At 64.6% G+C, this 14,266-nt stretch carries 14 protein-coding genes; 10 read left to right on the top strand and 4 right to left on the bottom strand.

Annotation, left to right across the window (positions count from 1 at the left end; translation table 11 throughout):
- Positions 1-79: 79 nt before the first annotated feature.
- Both DSC91_RS35605 and DSC91_RS35610 read left to right on the top strand, forming a co-directional pair.
- On the top strand, positions 80-2,164 hold the full coding sequence (locus DSC91_RS35605; RefSeq protein WP_115783134.1) for a 3-hydroxyacyl-CoA dehydrogenase NAD-binding domain-containing protein: 2,085 nt from the start codon (positions 80-82) through the stop codon (positions 2,162-2,164).
- Positions 2,165-2,517: 353 nt separating this feature from the next.
- Positions 2,518-3,696 (top strand): acetyl-CoA C-acyltransferase, encoded by a 1,179-nt coding sequence (locus DSC91_RS35610; protein ID WP_115783135.1) that lies wholly within the window; start codon positions 2,518-2,520, stop codon positions 3,694-3,696.
- Here the strand turns inward: DSC91_RS35610 and DSC91_RS35615 are convergent, their stop codons facing one another.
- Positions 3,697-4,224, bottom strand: a complete 528-nt coding sequence (locus DSC91_RS35615) for an LEA/WHy family protein (RefSeq protein WP_115783136.1) — start codon at positions 4,222-4,224, stop codon at positions 3,697-3,699.
- A 70-nt stretch (positions 4,225-4,294) separates the two neighbouring features.
- Positions 4,295-4,672 carry a hypothetical protein gene (locus tag DSC91_RS35620; protein ID WP_115783137.1) on the bottom strand — a complete coding sequence of 126 codons (378 nt, stop codon included), beginning with the start codon at positions 4,670-4,672 and terminating at the stop codon, positions 4,295-4,297.
- A gap of 178 nt (positions 4,673-4,850) precedes the next feature.
- Between DSC91_RS35620 and DSC91_RS35625 the strand changes: the two genes are divergently transcribed.
- The 6 genes from DSC91_RS35625 (at position 4,851) to DSC91_RS35650 (ending at position 10,363) form a co-directional block, all read left to right on the top strand.
- Positions 4,851-6,377: an aminotransferase-like domain-containing protein gene (locus DSC91_RS35625; protein WP_229758330.1), complete on the top strand. Its 1,527-nt coding sequence runs from the start codon at positions 4,851-4,853 to the stop codon at positions 6,375-6,377.
- Positions 6,378-6,429: 52 nt separating this feature from the next.
- Complete coding sequence (locus DSC91_RS35630) at positions 6,430-6,732, top strand: Dabb family protein (RefSeq protein ID WP_115783139.1); 303 nt, start codon at positions 6,430-6,432, stop codon at positions 6,730-6,732.
- A gap of 8 nt (positions 6,733-6,740) precedes the next feature.
- Positions 6,741-7,226 carry a PaaI family thioesterase gene (locus DSC91_RS35635; RefSeq protein WP_115783140.1) on the top strand — a complete coding sequence of 162 codons (486 nt, stop codon included), beginning with the start codon at positions 6,741-6,743 and terminating at the stop codon, positions 7,224-7,226.
- Between the two features lie 114 nt (positions 7,227-7,340).
- Positions 7,341-8,339 carry an NADP-dependent oxidoreductase gene (locus tag DSC91_RS35640; protein ID WP_115783638.1) on the top strand — a complete coding sequence of 333 codons (999 nt, stop codon included), beginning with the start codon at positions 7,341-7,343 and terminating at the stop codon, positions 8,337-8,339.
- Between the two features lie 116 nt (positions 8,340-8,455).
- On the top strand, positions 8,456-9,343 hold the full coding sequence (locus tag DSC91_RS35645) for an SDR family oxidoreductase (protein ID WP_115783141.1): 888 nt from the start codon (positions 8,456-8,458) through the stop codon (positions 9,341-9,343).
- 60 nt (positions 9,344-9,403) lie between these two features.
- Entirely contained in the window at positions 9,404-10,363 is a 960-nt protein-coding gene (locus DSC91_RS35650; protein WP_115783142.1) for an alpha/beta hydrolase, read from the top strand.
- A gap of 116 nt (positions 10,364-10,479) precedes the next feature.
- On the opposite strand, the gene DSC91_RS35655 is transcribed toward DSC91_RS35650, so the two are convergent.
- Both DSC91_RS35655 and ygfZ read right to left on the bottom strand, forming a co-directional pair.
- Positions 10,480-11,313 carry an NRDE family protein gene (locus DSC91_RS35655; protein ID WP_115783143.1) on the bottom strand — a complete coding sequence of 278 codons (834 nt, stop codon included), beginning with the start codon at positions 11,311-11,313 and terminating at the stop codon, positions 10,480-10,482.
- A gap of 125 nt (positions 11,314-11,438) precedes the next feature.
- On the bottom strand, positions 11,439-12,524 hold the full coding sequence (gene ygfZ, locus DSC91_RS35660) for a CAF17-like 4Fe-4S cluster assembly/insertion protein YgfZ (RefSeq protein WP_115783144.1): 1,086 nt from the start codon (positions 12,522-12,524) through the stop codon (positions 11,439-11,441).
- A 78-nt stretch (positions 12,525-12,602) separates the two neighbouring features.
- Here ygfZ and mltG point away from each other — a divergent pair, with 78 nt between their 5' ends.
- Both mltG and tmk read left to right on the top strand, forming a co-directional pair.
- On the top strand, positions 12,603-13,613 hold the full coding sequence (gene mltG, locus DSC91_RS35665) for an endolytic transglycosylase MltG (protein ID WP_115783145.1): 1,011 nt from the start codon (positions 12,603-12,605) through the stop codon (positions 13,611-13,613).
- On the top strand, positions 13,613-14,233 hold the full coding sequence (tmk, locus tag DSC91_RS35670; RefSeq protein WP_115783146.1) for a dTMP kinase: 621 nt from the start codon (positions 13,613-13,615) through the stop codon (positions 14,231-14,233). The genes mltG and tmk overlap by 1 nt, the downstream gene beginning before the upstream one ends.
- Positions 14,234-14,266 lie beyond the last annotated feature (33 nt).

The raw sequence follows: 14,266 nt of genomic DNA on the forward strand, positions 1-14,266 counted from the left end.
CAAAGTCGGACAATGAACCGGCTCGACCAACTGGACAGGCGGCGCGTCATGCGCCGCCTCATCGCATGGAGGCTGGCAGATGGCAGTGGACTACACAACTCATGACGGCGTGGCCGTCATCACGCTGAACAATCCCCCGGTGAACGGCCTCGGCCTCTCGACGCGAGCGGGTATCGCCGAAGGAATCGAGCGCGCCCAGAACGATCCGGCCATCAAGGCGATCGTGCTGACGGGCGCGGGCAAAGCCTTCTCGGGCGGCGCCGACATCACCGAATTCAACACGCCGAAGGCGACCCAGGAGCCGACGCTCGCCACGGTCATCAAGATCGTCGAGAGCAGCGCCAAGCCGGTGATCGCCGCGATTCACAGCGTCGCGATGGGCGGCGGCCTGGAACTGGCGCTCGGCGCGCACTACCGGATCGCCGCACCCGGCGCGCAGATCGCGCTGCCGGAAGTGAAGCTCGGCCTTCTGCCGGGCGCGGGCGGCACGCAGCGTCTGCCGCGCGCCATCGGCCTCGAAGCCGCGCTCAACATGATCGTCTCCGGTGCGCCGGTGATGTCGGAGAAGCTGGCCGGCTCGGGCCTGTTCGACGAAGTCGTGGAAGGCGATCTGGCCGAAGCCGCGCTCGCGTTCGCCCGCAAGGCCGGCGAGAAAACGGGCCCGCATCCGAAGCTGCGCGACCGCAAGATCGAGCATCCGAATGCGGCCGGTTTCATCCAGTTCGCGCGCAATACCGTCGCGGCGATGGCGAAGAATTTCCCGGCCCCGCTGAAGTGCATCGACGCCGTGGAAGCGGGCGTGCAGAACGGTTTCGACAAGGGTCTCGCGTTCGAGCGCGAATGCTTTATCGCGCTCGTGCAGACGCCGGAAAGCCACGCGCTGCGTCATGCGTTCTTCGGCGAACGCGCGGCGAGCAAGATTCCCGACGTGCCTTCCGATACGCCCGTTCGCGACATCAAACAGGTGGCCGTGATCGGCGCCGGCACGATGGGCGGCGGCATCGCGATGAACTTCATCAATGCGGGCATTCCGGTCACGCTGCTGGAAACGAAGCAGGAAGCACTCGACCGCGGTCTCGCCACGATCCGCAAGAATTACGAAGCCACCGTCAAGAAGGGCAAGCTCAAGCCCGAGGCGCTGGAACAGCGCATGGCGTTGATTGCGCCGACACTCTCCTACGACGACCTGAAAAACGCCGACCTGATCGTCGAAGCGGTGTTCGAGGAACTCGGCGTCAAGGAGCAGGTGTTCAGGCGTCTTGACGAAGTGGCGAAGCCCGGCGCAATCCTGGCCTCGAACACCTCGACGTTGGACGTCGACAAGATCGCAGCTTTCACCAGGCGTCCGCAAGACGTGGTCGGCATGCACTTCTTCAGCCCGGCCAACGTGATGAAGCTGCTCGAAGTGGTGCGCGGCAAGGAAACGGCGAAAGACGTGCTCGCCACCGTCATGGCGCTGGCGAAGAAGATCAAAAAGACAGCTGTGGTCTCGGGCGTGTGCGACGGCTTCATCGGCAACCGGATGATCGAGCAATACGTTCGTCAGGCGCTCTTCATGCTCGAAGAAGGCGCATTGCCCGCGCAAGTGGACAAGGCCATCGAGAAGTTCGGCTTCGCGATGGGCCCGTTCCGCATGAGCGACCTGGCCGGCAACGACATCGGCTGGGCGATCCGCAAGCGCCGCTATCAGGAACATCCCGATATGCACTACTCGAAGATCGCCGACCGTCTCTGCGAGACGGGGCGCTTCGGGCAGAAGACCGGTGGCGGTTGGTACGACTACAAGGCGGGCGACCGCACCGCGTATCCGTCGAAAGTGGTCGACGAGATGATCAGCGCGTTCTCGAAGGAAACCAACGCCGAGCGCCGCAAGATCAGCGACGAGGAAATCGTCGAGCGCCTTGTGTTCGCGCTTGTCAACGAAGGCGCGAAGATTCTCGAGGAAGGCATTGCGTCGAAGGCGTCGGACATCGACATGGTCTATCTGACCGGCTACGGCTTCCCGCTGTATCGCGGCGGTCCGATGCTGTATGCGGATACTGTCGGCCTCTACAACGTCGAGCGCGCGATTCGCCGCTATGCGTCGAGGCCGAATGGCGACGCGTGGCAATTGGCGCCGAGTATTGCGGAGCTCGCGGCGAAGGGCCGTGGGTTCAACGGCTGAAGCGCCGCCGCTTCGGGCGAAATGAGTGAGATGAACGAAGTGGGGCGTCTGAGCGATTCGCCGGCGCGCCCACTGTCATCATCTGGAAGGCGATAAATCGCGTGGGATCGGAGTAAGTGCTTTGCATGGGATCGGAGTAGCGAGCTTTGCATGGGACCGGAGTAACGCGCTAAAGCGCGAACTCCGATCGACAGCTAAAGCGTGAACTCCGATCGACAGTAAAAGCGCTAACTCCGATCGACAACTTTGTATGGGATCGGAGTAAGCGCTAAAGCGCTAACTCTGGTCGACAACTTTGTATGGGATCGGAGTAAGCGCTAAAGCGCTAACTCCGATCGACATAGGAGAGAGGTATGACTGACGCTGTAATCGTATCGACCGCCCGTACGGGCCTCGCCAAATCGTGGCGCGGCGGGTTCAACATGACGCACGGCGCGACGCTCGGCGGACACGTGACGCAGGCCGCTGTCGAGCGCGCGAAGCTGGACCCGGCGCGCATCGAAGACGTGATCATGGGCTGCGCGAATCCGGAAGGCGCGACGGGCATGAACATCGCGCGCCAGATCGCACTGCGCGCGGGTTTGCCGGTTAGCGTGCCGGGCATGACCGTGAATCGCTTCTGCTCGTCCGGTTTGCAAACCATCGCACTGGCTGCGCAACGCGTGATTGCCGGCGAGGGCGATGTATTCGTCGCGGGCGGCGTGGAATCGATCTCGTGTGTGCAGAACGAGATGAACCGCCACATGGTGGCCGATGGCTGGCTGAGCAAGAACAAGCCGGAAATCTACTGGTCGATGTTGCAGACCGCCGAAAACGTCGCGAAGCGCTACTCGATCTCCAAGGAACGCCAGGACGAATACGGTGTGCGCTCGCAGCAACGCGCCGCGGCCGCGCTCGAAGCCGGCAAGTTCAAGGACGAGATCGTGCCGCTGACGGTGCTCGCCGGTGTCGCCGACAAAACGAGTGGCCGTCTCTTCACGAAGGAAGTCACGGTCAGCGCCGACGAAGGCATTCGCGCCGACACGACGCTCGAAGGCGTGTCGAAGATCCGTACCGCGATGCCGGGCGGCGTGATCACCGCCGGCAATGCGAGCCAGTTCTCGGACGGCGCGTCGGCGTGCGTCGTGATGAACGCGACAGTCGCGGAGCGCGAAGGGCTGCAACCGCTCGGCATTTTCCGCGGCTTTGCAGTGGCCGGTTGCGAGCCGGACGAGATGGGCATCGGCCCGGTGTTCGCGGTGCCCAAGCTGCTCAAGCAGGCAGGCCTGAAGGTCGAGGACATCGACCTGTGGGAGCTGAATGAAGCGTTCGCGGTGCAGGTGCTGTATTGCGCCGACAAACTCGGCATTCCGCACGACCGCCTGAACGTGAACGGCGGCGCGATTGCGGTGGGCCATCCGTATGGCGTGTCGGGCGCGCGTCTGACGGGCCATGCGCTGATCGAAGGCAAGCGGCGTGGCGCGAAGCTGGTGGTCGTGACGATGTGTATCGGCGGCGGCCAAGGGGCGGCGGGCCTGTTCGAAGTGGTTTGATCAGGGCAAAGCCATACCGAGCGCCGGCAGGCTCAGCGTACCCTGATCGACGAAGCGTGTCGTGCCCGTCAGGCCGCCCGCGAGCTTGCCGCGCAGGATGTACGGCATCTGTCCCGACTGCGTGGCGTCCGCTTGCACGGCACCCGCAAGAGCGAAAACCTGCCGAACCGCGGCGAACGCGGGCACCGTCAGCGGTACATTGATGACCGTTTCGCCGAAGCGCGGCACGGTGCCGCTCTGATCGCTGACGCCGCTGGCGAACGGCTTGCCGTTCAGTTCAAGAGCAAGCGACACACCGTCGAAGTTGATAGCGGAATCATTGGGATTCTGTACGCGCAGTTTGACATTGAAGCGCATCTCCAGGCCCTGACCGTCGACCGGTTCGATGCCGGCCACGCTCACGCGCAAAGGGTCGCCGCCGAACAGTCCGGCGCAACCGTTGAGCGTCAGCGTGACGACGGCGAGGAGCGCGGCCAGATGGACATGACGGACATGACGGCGGGACAGCAGTACGCGAAGGAAGGACATGACCGGCACCTCGGAAGAAGCGGCTTGGGTCATGCATTGTAGCGGGCCGTTCCGCGCCGGCAGGGACGTTTCAGATAGCGCGCGGCAGGCGTGCCTTGACGAGACCTGCCAGCTTGCGCACGGCTTGCCTGACGAAGCGGTGCGGCTCGTTCCCAGCGCGGTGCGGCTCGACGACGAACACGGCGGATTGCGCATGTGCCGCGCCGATCGACACGACGCCGCGCTGTGGCGTGACGTAGCGGTCGCCTTCCTGCAGCGTGACCGACGTGACCGGGACGGCGTCGCCCAGCCACGCCAGGGAATGATCGCGGAAGTCGAGCTGCAGATTGCCTTCGACGGCCACGATCGAGGTTCGGGCGCGCAGATCGTGCACGGCCAGCTGACCGGCGGCGACGCGCGAGGTGGCGGCATCGGGAGGCAAATCGGCGGGAGCTTGAGTGATGGGCATGACCGATTCCTTTAAACCGTTTTCATGCCACACAGCTTATTGAGTCCGCCCAGGTGAAAACAGGCGCAATAATGGACAATGTGAACCGGTACAACGCAGGGTTTCAACATGTTGTATCGGTCGGAATCAGGCCGATGTGTATCTGTCGCCACGCGCTAACTATCCGCACCATTGGCTCATGAGCGTTTCTACCCTTACTCCCGACGCACGAGTGGCGACGCGCACGGAAGCGCCGCCCCCGGCACAGCCCGCGGACAGCCGGCCCCTCTACCGCCAACTGGCCGACCAATACCGCCGCGCGATCGACAACGGCGTGCTGCGTCCCGGCGACCGCATGCCGTCGATGCGCGCATTCATGCAGCGGCACGGCGTGAGCCTCGCAACCGCGACTGAAAGCTATCGAACGCTGGAACGCGCCGCGCTGATCGAGGCCAGGCCGCGCGCCGGTTATTTCGTGCGCGTCCGTCAAACGGCGGCGCTGCCCGCGGCAACCGAACCCGACCTCGCGGCCGTGCCCGGCGCCGCGCAGTTCGTCGGCATCCATTCGGCGATTTCGACGATCGTGTCGACATTCCAGCGCTATCCCGACGCGCTGAATCTCGGCGGCGCGACCGCGTCGCCCGATCTTTATCCGACCGACGCATTGCAGAAGTCCGCGCTGCGCGCATTGCGCCGTCGGCCGACCTTGCTGACCGCGGCCGGACACGATCAGGGCGATCCCGAGCTGCGCGCAATCATTGCGCGCCGTGCGCTCGACGCCGGCATCCAGATCGGCGCGGACGACGTGATCATGACCCACGGCGGCATCGAGGCCGTGAACCTGGCCTTGCGCGCGGTCGCGCAGCCGGGCGACACGGTCGCGGTGGAATCGCCGTGCTTTTTCGGCCTGCTGCAGGCGCTCGAAAGTCTAGGCCTGCGCGCGCTCGAAATCCCGGCCAGTCCCACCACCGGTCTCGCCGTCGAAGCATTGGCGTTCGCGTTGCAAACGCATCCCGACATCAAGGCGGTGGTGGCCGTGCCGAATCTGCAGAACCCGCTCGGCAGCGTGATGCCCGACTCGCACAAGGCGCGGCTCGTCGAACTGTGCGCGCGAGCCGGCATTCCGCTGATCGAAGACGATCCCTACCGCGAACTCGCCGACACGGCGCAGCCGCTCAGATCGTTGAAGGCCTGGGATACGGACGGCACGGTGATCCATTGCACGTCGTTCAACAAGACACTGGCGCCCGGCATGCGGGTCGGCTGGATCAACGGCGGACGCTGGCATCCACGCATCGGTATGCTGAAGTTCGCGCAGTCGCGCCATAACGAGCAGTTGTCGCAAGTCGTGCTCGCTGAGTTTCTGGAAACGAATGCGTATGAACGGCATCTGCGGCGTTTGCGCGACCGTCTGCGGATTCAGCGCGAACGGATGGCCGAGGCGATCGCCGCATCCTTTCCTGACGGCACGCGCTTCACGCCGCCGGGCGGGGGCATGTTCTTCTGGATCGAGCTGCCGCGCGACGTGTCGTCGGCGGCTTTTTTCGAGGCAGCGCTGGACGACGGTATTCGCGTGATGCCGGGCACGGTGTTTTCGAACGCCGGGCGCTTCGATCATTTCATCCGCCTGAGTTGCCCGAGTACGGATCTCGATCAGGCCGACGATGCGGTACGCAGGTTAGGGCGTCTGGCGGGACGGAGGGGGGCGTATGCGCGAACGTTGTAGCGGTTATCATTTCCTGCTGCGCTCAACGAATTGAATCGAACGAGGTGATCCCGTGATCCGTCATATTGTGATGTGGAAGCTCAAAGAACACGCCGAAGGTGCCTCGCGTGCCGAAAACGCCCTGAAGTTGAAAGACAAGCTCGAGGGCTGCCGCGGCATCGTCCCCGGCATCCTCAAGCTGGAAGTCGGCATCGCGGCGCCGGGCCTGGAATCGACCTGTCACGTCGTGATGGTTTCGGACTTCGCCGACAAAGCCGCGCTCGACGCTTATCAGGTCCATCCGACCCACACGGCGCTGAAGGGCTTCGTTGGCGCGGTGCGTGAATCGCGTGAATGTGTCGACTACGAAATCTGAGATCCGCAATGACCGATTCACCCTCATCCAGAACAGGCAGCGCGTCGTTGCCTGAAAGCCCCTTTGTCGACCGGCTCGGCGCGCAGTTGGTGTCGGCGGCGGACGGCGCCAGCGAAGTGGTGTTGCCGCTGCAGCCCGACCACATGAACACGTGGGACGTCGCGCATGGCGGCGTGATCATGACGCTCGCCGACGTCGCGCTCGCGATGGCCGCACGGAGTCTGGCCGGCGACGGCGTCGGCGTGGTCACCGTCGAGATGAAGGTCAACTTCATGCAGCCAGGGCGCGGCGAATTGCGCGCCACCGGCCGCGTGCTGCACCGCTCGACCACCATGGCTTATTGCGAAGGCGAGATCCGCGATAGCGAAGGCCACTTCGTCGCCAAAGCGCTCGGCACCTTCAAATACATGCGGCGCCTCGCCGTGGGTCGCGATGTGACGCAACAGCGTCTGCGCAGCGATCCTTCGGCGAAACCCGGCCCAAGCGACGGTTAATTCCCCAATGAACAGCGTGCGTGCTGAGAGCCGCGCACGCTGACTCCTCTTTCGCACACGCTGTTGGTTCGAACTATTCGCCGATCACATCGGCAACTCATGGAGACGATCGTCATGCCCCAGATCAACCGTCAACTCGTGCTGGCTTCGCGTCCGCAAGGCGCTGTTACGCCCGATAACTTCAAGCTCGTCGAAACGCCGCTGGCGCCGCTGGCCGATGGCGAATTCCGCGTGCGCAATCACTTCCTCTCGCTCGATCCGTACATGCGCGGGCGGATGAACGACAGCAAGTCGTACGCAGCGCCGCAGCCGTTGAACGAAGTGATGATCGGCGGCACGGTGGGCGAAGTGGTGGAATCGAAGAATCCGAAATTCGCGGTCGGCGACAAGGTCGTGGCGATGTTCGGCTGGCAGGAGTACGGCACTTCGAACGGTGCGGGCGTGCAGAAAGTCGACGATACGCATGTGCCGTTGTCGGCGTATCTCGGCCCGGTCGGCATGCCGGGCGTGACGGCCTGGTATGGTCTGAACAGGATTATCGTGCCGAAGGCGGGCGAGACGGTGGTGGTCAGCGCGGCGAGCGGCGCGGTGGGCAGTGCGGTCGGGCAACTGGCGAAGCTGGCCGGCGCGCGCGCGGTCGGCATCGCGGGCGGTGAGGATAAATGCCGCTATGTGGTCGAGACGCTCGGCTTCGATGCCTGCGTCGACTACAAGGCCGGCAATCTGTATCAGGCGCTCAAAGCGGTGACGCCGGACGGCGTCGATGGCTACTTCGAGAACGTCGGCGGCGAAGTGCTCGACGTGACGCTCGCGCGCATGAACGCGTTCGGCCGCATCGCGCTGTGCGGGTTTATCGCGGGCTACGACGGCCAGCCGATGCCGCTCAAGCATCCGTCGCTGATGCTTACGCAGCGGCTGCTGGTGCAAGGCTTCATTGTCAGCGAGCATATGGAGGTGTGGCCCGAAGCGCTCAAGCAGCTCGGTACGCTGGTCGCGCAGAAGAAGCTGCAATACCGCGAGACCATCGCGCAAGGGCTCGATGCGGCGCCCGAGGCGTTCATCGGTCTGCTGAAGGGGAAGAACTTCGGTAAGCAGCTCGTCAAGCTGATCTGAGCGCGGCGGCGGGCGAGCCGCGCATGCGGTCGATGTCGATGAGGTTAGCCGATGAATGTATCGGCTGACGGTTCCCAGCCGATCATCATCGAGCCGATAAACCCAGGAGAGAAACGATGTTCGAATTCGAAGGCAAGGTGGCGGTGATCACCGGTGCCGCTAGCGGTTTTGGCCGTGCGTTCGCGGAGAAGGGCGCGTCGCTCGGCATGAAGCTCGTGCTCGCCGATGTGAATCCCGAGGCGCTTACGCAAACCGTCGACGCGTTGCGCGCCGGCGGCGCCGAGGCGATCGGCGTGCCGACCGACGTGTCCGACGCGGCCCAGGTCGAAGCGCTCGCGCAAGCGTCGCTCGACGCCTTCGGCAAGGTGCATCTTCTGTTCAACAACGCGGGCGTGGGCTCGGGCGGCTTCCTCTGGGAAAGCTCGGCGAAGGACTGGACGTGGGTGTTCAACGTCAACGTGATGGGGGTCGCGCACGGCGTGCGCGCCTTCACGCCGATCATGCTGCGGCAGAACGAGGCCGCGCATATCGTCAACACGGCGTCGGTGGCGGGCTTGCTGTCGCCGCCCGCGATGGGCATTTACAATGCCTCGAAGCACGCCGTCGTGTCGTTGACGGAGACGCTTTACCACGACCTGCAGCTGGCGCAAGCCGGGCGCGCGGAAGGTGGCGCGGTCGGTTGTTCGCTGCTGTGCCCGGCCTTCGTGCCGACCGGCATCGCCGACGCCGAACGCGCGCGGCCCGCGGACCTGCGCAACGATAGCGGGCCGACACGCTCGCAGATCGCCGCTGGCAAGCAACTGCAACGCGCGGTGCAATCGGGCAAACTGAGCGCGGCCGACGTTGCCGAGATCACGTTCGAGGCCATCGCTGCCCGGCGTTTTTACATCGTCACCCATCCGGGCATCATGGCGACGGTGAAGCTGCGTCACGAAGATATCGAGCAGTTGCGCAACCCGACTGATCCGATGTCGCTGAAGCCCGAAGTGAAGAGCGCCAGCTAGACGCCGCGCCCTCACTGTTGACCTGCTAACCTTCACCGCCCACGCGCTACCAGACGTCCAATGCCGTTGAATCCGAAAATCGAGCAGGTGCTCGACATGATCGCGCGCGCGAAGCGCCCGCAACTTCACGAGTTGACCCCGCAGCAGGCACGCGCGTCTTACGAAAAAAGCGCGCCGATTCTGGAGATCGCCAGCGCGCCCATGTTCGCGGTCGACGATCTGCAGGTGCCGACGCGCGACGGCGCGACGATTCGCGCGCGTCTTTATCAGCCTGTCGAGCCGAGCTGGGCCGAACCTGCGCCGGCGCTGGTGTATTACCACGGCGGTGGCTTCACGGTCGGCAGTGTCGATACGCACGATGCGTTGTGCCGGATGTTCGCGCGCGATGGCGGGTGCACGGTGCTGTCGGTCGACTACCGGCTCGCGCCCGAGTACAAATTCCCCACCGCCGTCGACGACGCGTTCGATGCGCTCACCTGGCTGCACGCGCATGCCGCGGAATATGGCATCGATGCAGAACGGCTGGCCGTGGGCGGCGATAGCGCGGGCGGCACGCTGGCAACGGTGTGCGCGCTGCTGGCACGCGACGCGGGCATCAAGCCCGTGCTCCAGTTGCTGATCTATCCGGGCGCGACGGGCTATCAGCAAACCGATTCGCACTCGCGCCTCGCCGACGGCTTCCTGCTGTCGGGCGACACGATTCAATGGTTCTTCGAGCACTACGTGCGCGATACGAACGACCGCGACGACTGGCGCTTCGCGCCGCTCGACGGGTCGCGCGATGCGCCCGGTTTCAGCGGTCTCGCGCCGGCATGGATCGCGACCGCCGAATACGATCCCTTAAGCGACGAAGGCGATGCGTATGCGGAAAAGCTACGCGCAGCGGGTAACCGGGTCACGTTGAAACGCTACCCGGGCATGATTCACGAGTTCTTCAAGATGGGCGGCTTCGTGCCCGACGTCGCAGAGGCGCATGCGGACGCCGCCGCGGCACTTCGGGCGGCGTTTGGCGTTGGGTAGTTTGCCCCCTATATAAGCCTGTAAGCCGTCTGGAAATTGAACGAGGGGGCGATCAGCGATTGACCGTCGGCTAATGAACGGCCGCGCAGTCGCCAATCGCAGGTGCCAAACGTTCGTCAGGCGATCTCGCGCTCGACGTTGAACGCAAAGCTGCGCTCGAAGTCGCCGGGCCGCACGATCCGATGCGAGCCGTTGTCGTCGCTGCGCTCGGCGGCCGCCACGCTGATCACCTCGCCATGCGCGACCACGCGCACCGCGGTCGTACCGCGCGTGCCGTATTCCGGCGCTTCGATAAACGCCGCCGACAACGCCCGCTCCCGTTCGAGCGGAATGCCGGTGGACGGCAATTCGTCATCGCGTGCGAGGCGCGGATCGCGCATCAGATCGATCAGCCGTTCGAGCGGCGGCATCGCGTCACGCGCGAGCAGGGCGCTCAGTTCCGCGCGCTTTTTGACCAGCTTCGGCCAGGCGGTATCGAGCACCGCGTTCGAGATGCCGTGCGTGCCGGACTCGAGCAGCGTGGGGGTGGTGCTCGACCGGTTGCAGTACCAGCCGAGCTCGCGGCGCGTCCAGTCGCCGACCAGCAGATTGAAGCCGTTGTAGATGTCGCCTGTGCGCGCGACGTGTTGCAGATAGTCGAGCGGCGTTTCGTGCGGGCCGTTGCCCGAGTCACTGAGCCAATCGCTGACCAAGGTGCCGCGGGTCGGCGCATCGGCGCGCATTTCATGCGGCGCGCGGTAATTGGTCAGCGCCGCGAAGCGGCCATCGCGCGACATGCCGAGCCACGTGCCGCCGCCCAGCAGGTCGCGGCCGGCGAGTACGGTCGGCGCGTCATGCCACCAGCCGATCGGCTCGGCGGTACGGCGAAAGAACTCGTCGCGATTGGCGGTGAGTGTGAAGAGCGGCCCGTCGAGCGCATCGGGTCGCCAGTCGAAGACGATCAGGCACATCGGGGGAGTCTCCTGGTGGAGGCGATGGACTAACAGAGGCCGGGATAGATGCCAGGCGCCAGATGCCAGGCAGAGGCAGAGGCTTCTGGCAGCGGCGCCTGGTCGCGCCGCTCCGGTTCGGGCGCTTAAACCTCGGCCGGCAACCCGTACGGCAACGCCAGGAACGTCAGCGCCGGACCATCCGCCGTGCCCAGATGCACGGTGCCGCCCTCGAGCGCCGCCAGCTTGATCTCCACCAGCACGTCGACGCCACCCTCCGGCGCCGACGCCGCGTTCACCACCATGCCGCACGGCTGGCCCGGGTCGGCCGAGTGGAATAGTTCGGCGCCGGCCTTGACCGTCTCCAGCTCGCCCGTCACGTTCGCAAGCGAGGTGCGCCGCTTGATCGTGCCGCGATACTGGCTGCGCGCCACCACTTCCTGACCCGGATAGCAGCCTTTGCGGAAATTGACCGCGCCGAGCACGTCGAAATTGACCATCTGCGGCACGAATTGCTCGACCACCGGTTGCGTGATGCGCGGTTCGCCCGCGCGAATGTCGAGCCAATCCCACACCGCCGGCGACACGCGCCTGAGTTTTTCGTCGAGCAAGGGCAGGTGCGCCTCGACCGTGGCCTTCGGGCCGACCCATAGATAGCGCAGTCGGCCTAGCGCGTCTGGAACGCGGATCAGCGAACCCGCCGTGCCGTCCACCTGCACGTGCACGCCGTCGGGCAACGCGTCGAACACGCCGGAAAGCGCCTTGCGCACGTCGCCGGCGAGGCCCACCACCGCCAGTTCGCCGCTCGCGTCGACGAGCTTGGCCTTGGCGCGCAGAACGAACATGGACAGCCGTTTTTGCACGGCGGCCTGTACGTCTTTCGACACCAGCAGGCGGATCGTCTCGCCAGTGCGCCAGGTCAGGAACGACGCCAGCAGCCGGCCCTTGGCCGAGCAATAGCCGGCGAGGCGCGCATTGGCCGCGTCGAGATGCTGGGTGTCGTTGGTCAACTGGCCGTGCAGGAAGCTCGCCGCGTCGTCACCGGTCGCGTCGATCACGCCGAACTGCGCGAGCGGCATATAGGCGCCTTGCCGGATGACGGCGTCGAATTCGTCAGCGGCGGGGCGCGGCAAGACAGGAAGTCCGGCGGGCGCGGAAGCCTGCGCCGTGGTGGCGGTACCCGTGTGAGCAACTGGAGGCGTGCCTGAAGCGGTAGCGAGCGGTGTGTTCATGGATTCCGAGAACAGTCAATTCTGACTTTAGCTAAGGCAAACAAGTATTATATGAGGTCCAACCCAGCCACGTTTCGCATGTCCCTTCTGAAGAAATGTTTCGTCGCCGGCTCAATCGTCGTTGTGCTGGCCGCAGCCGCAATCGCAGGCGGCTATCACTGGGCCACCAGCCCACTCGATTTGACCCCCGCGCAACTCGATGTCACCGTCAAACCGCACAGCAGCCTGCGCAGCGTCACGCTGCAGCTCAACCGTGGCGGCGTGCCGGTCGAGCCTGAGCTGTTCGTCGTCATGACGCGCCTGCTCGGCCTGCAAAGCGATCTCAAATCCGGCAACTACGAGTTCAAGACGGGCATCACGCCGTACGAAGTGCTGCAGAAAATCGCCCGCGGCGACGTCAACGAATACGTGGCGACCGTCATCGAAGGGTGGACCTTCAAGCGCATGCGCGCCGAGCTGGACGCCAATCCGGCGCTCAAGCACGACACGGTCGGCATGAGCGACGCCGATCTGATGAACGCGATCAATGCGCCGGAAGCGTCGCTCGGCAACGGCGAGGGGCTTTTCTTCCCGGACACCTATCTGTTCGACAAGAACACCAGCGATCTGGACGTGTACCGTCGCGCGTACCGCCTGATGCGGCTGCGTCTGGACGAAGCGTGGACCGCGCGTGCGCCGAATCTGCCGTACAAGACCCCTTACGACGCGTTGACGATGGCCTCGATCATCGAAAAGGAAACCGGCAAGAAATCGGACCGGCCGATGGTGGCGGCCGTGTTCGCGAACCGCCTGCGCGTGGGCATGCCGCTGCAAACCGACCCGACCGTGATCTACGGCATGGGCGACAGCTACACTGGCCACATCAGGAAGAAAGACCTGCAGGCCGACACTCCCTACAATACCTACACCCGGATGGGGCTTCCGCCAACGCCCATCTCGCTGCCCGGTGTCGCATCGCTGCAGGCGGCGATGAACCCGGCGCAATCCACCGCGCTGTACTTCGTTTCGCGCGGCGACGGCAGCAGTATCTTTTCCGACACTCTCGGCGATCACAACAAGGCCGTGGACAAATACATTCGAGGGCAATGATGGCGCGGGGCAAATTCATAACGTTTGAGGGCATCGACGGTGCCGGCAAGACCACCCACCTGGGCTGGTTTCGCGAACGCCTCGAAGAGAAAGTCGCGAGCACCGGCCGCTCGGTCGTGATGACGCGCGAGCCGGGCGGCACGTCGCTCGGTGAACAGATCCGCGAAATCGTGCTGCATCAGAAAATGGACCTCGAAACGGAGGCCTTGCTGATGTTCGCGCTGCGCCGCCAGCATCTGGCCGAAGTCATCGAGCCGGCGCTCGCGCGCGGCGACTGGGTGCTGTCCGACCGCTTCACGGACGCGACCTTCGCCTACCAGGGCGGCGGCCGCGGCCTGCCGCGCGACAAGCTGGAAACGCTGGAGCGCTGGGTGCAGGGCGGTTTTCAGCCGGACCTGACGGTGCTGTTCGACCTGACGCCGGAGATCGCCAGCGAACGGCGCAGCGCCGCGCGCGATCCGGATCGTTTCGAAAGCGAGTCGGAGGCGTTTTTCAACCGCACCCGTACCGAATATCTGCGACGCGCGGAAGAAGCGCCATACCGGTTCGCTATCATTGACTCTTCGCAAACCATCGCGCGTATTCAGAAGCAGCTTGAAGAATTGATTGCAGTCCTTTGATTATAAAAGAATATAATCCTGATTTATAACGGT

Source organism: Paraburkholderia caffeinilytica, assembly GCF_003368325.1.
Taxonomy (GTDB): domain Bacteria; phylum Pseudomonadota; class Gammaproteobacteria; order Burkholderiales; family Burkholderiaceae; genus Paraburkholderia; species Paraburkholderia caffeinilytica.

Bases quoted from the DNA above. Each gene is read 5' to 3' on its own strand.
- DSC91_RS35650 (WP_115783142.1), top strand. From the start codon at position 9,404: ATGCCGTTGAATCCGAAAATCGAGCAGGTGCTCGACATGATCGCGCGC.
- DSC91_RS35655 (WP_115783143.1), bottom strand. From the start codon at position 11,313: ATGTGCCTGATCGTCTTCGACTGGCGACCCGATGCGCTCGACGGGCCG.
- DSC91_RS35625 (WP_229758330.1), top strand. From the start codon at position 4,851: ATGAGCGTTTCTACCCTTACTCCCGACGCACGAGTGGCGACGCGCACG.
- DSC91_RS35640 (WP_115783638.1), top strand. From the start codon at position 7,341: ATGCCCCAGATCAACCGTCAACTCGTGCTGGCTTCGCGTCCGCAAGGC.
- DSC91_RS35635 (WP_115783140.1), top strand. From the start codon at position 6,741: ATGACCGATTCACCCTCATCCAGAACAGGCAGCGCGTCGTTGCCTGAA.
- DSC91_RS35610 (WP_115783135.1), top strand. From the start codon at position 2,518: ATGACTGACGCTGTAATCGTATCGACCGCCCGTACGGGCCTCGCCAAA.
- ygfZ (WP_115783144.1), bottom strand. From the start codon at position 12,524: ATGAACACACCGCTCGCTACCGCTTCAGGCACGCCTCCAGTTGCTCAC.
- DSC91_RS35605 (WP_115783134.1), top strand. From the start codon at position 80: ATGGCAGTGGACTACACAACTCATGACGGCGTGGCCGTCATCACGCTG.
- tmk (WP_115783146.1), top strand. From the start codon at position 13,613: ATGGCGCGGGGCAAATTCATAACGTTTGAGGGCATCGACGGTGCCGGC.
- DSC91_RS35615 (WP_115783136.1), bottom strand. From the start codon at position 4,224: ATGTCCTTCCTTCGCGTACTGCTGTCCCGCCGTCATGTCCGTCATGTC.
- DSC91_RS35620 (WP_115783137.1), bottom strand. From the start codon at position 4,672: ATGCCCATCACTCAAGCTCCCGCCGATTTGCCTCCCGATGCCGCCACC.
- DSC91_RS35645 (WP_115783141.1), top strand. From the start codon at position 8,456: ATGTTCGAATTCGAAGGCAAGGTGGCGGTGATCACCGGTGCCGCTAGC.
- mltG (WP_115783145.1), top strand. From the start codon at position 12,603: ATGTCCCTTCTGAAGAAATGTTTCGTCGCCGGCTCAATCGTCGTTGTG.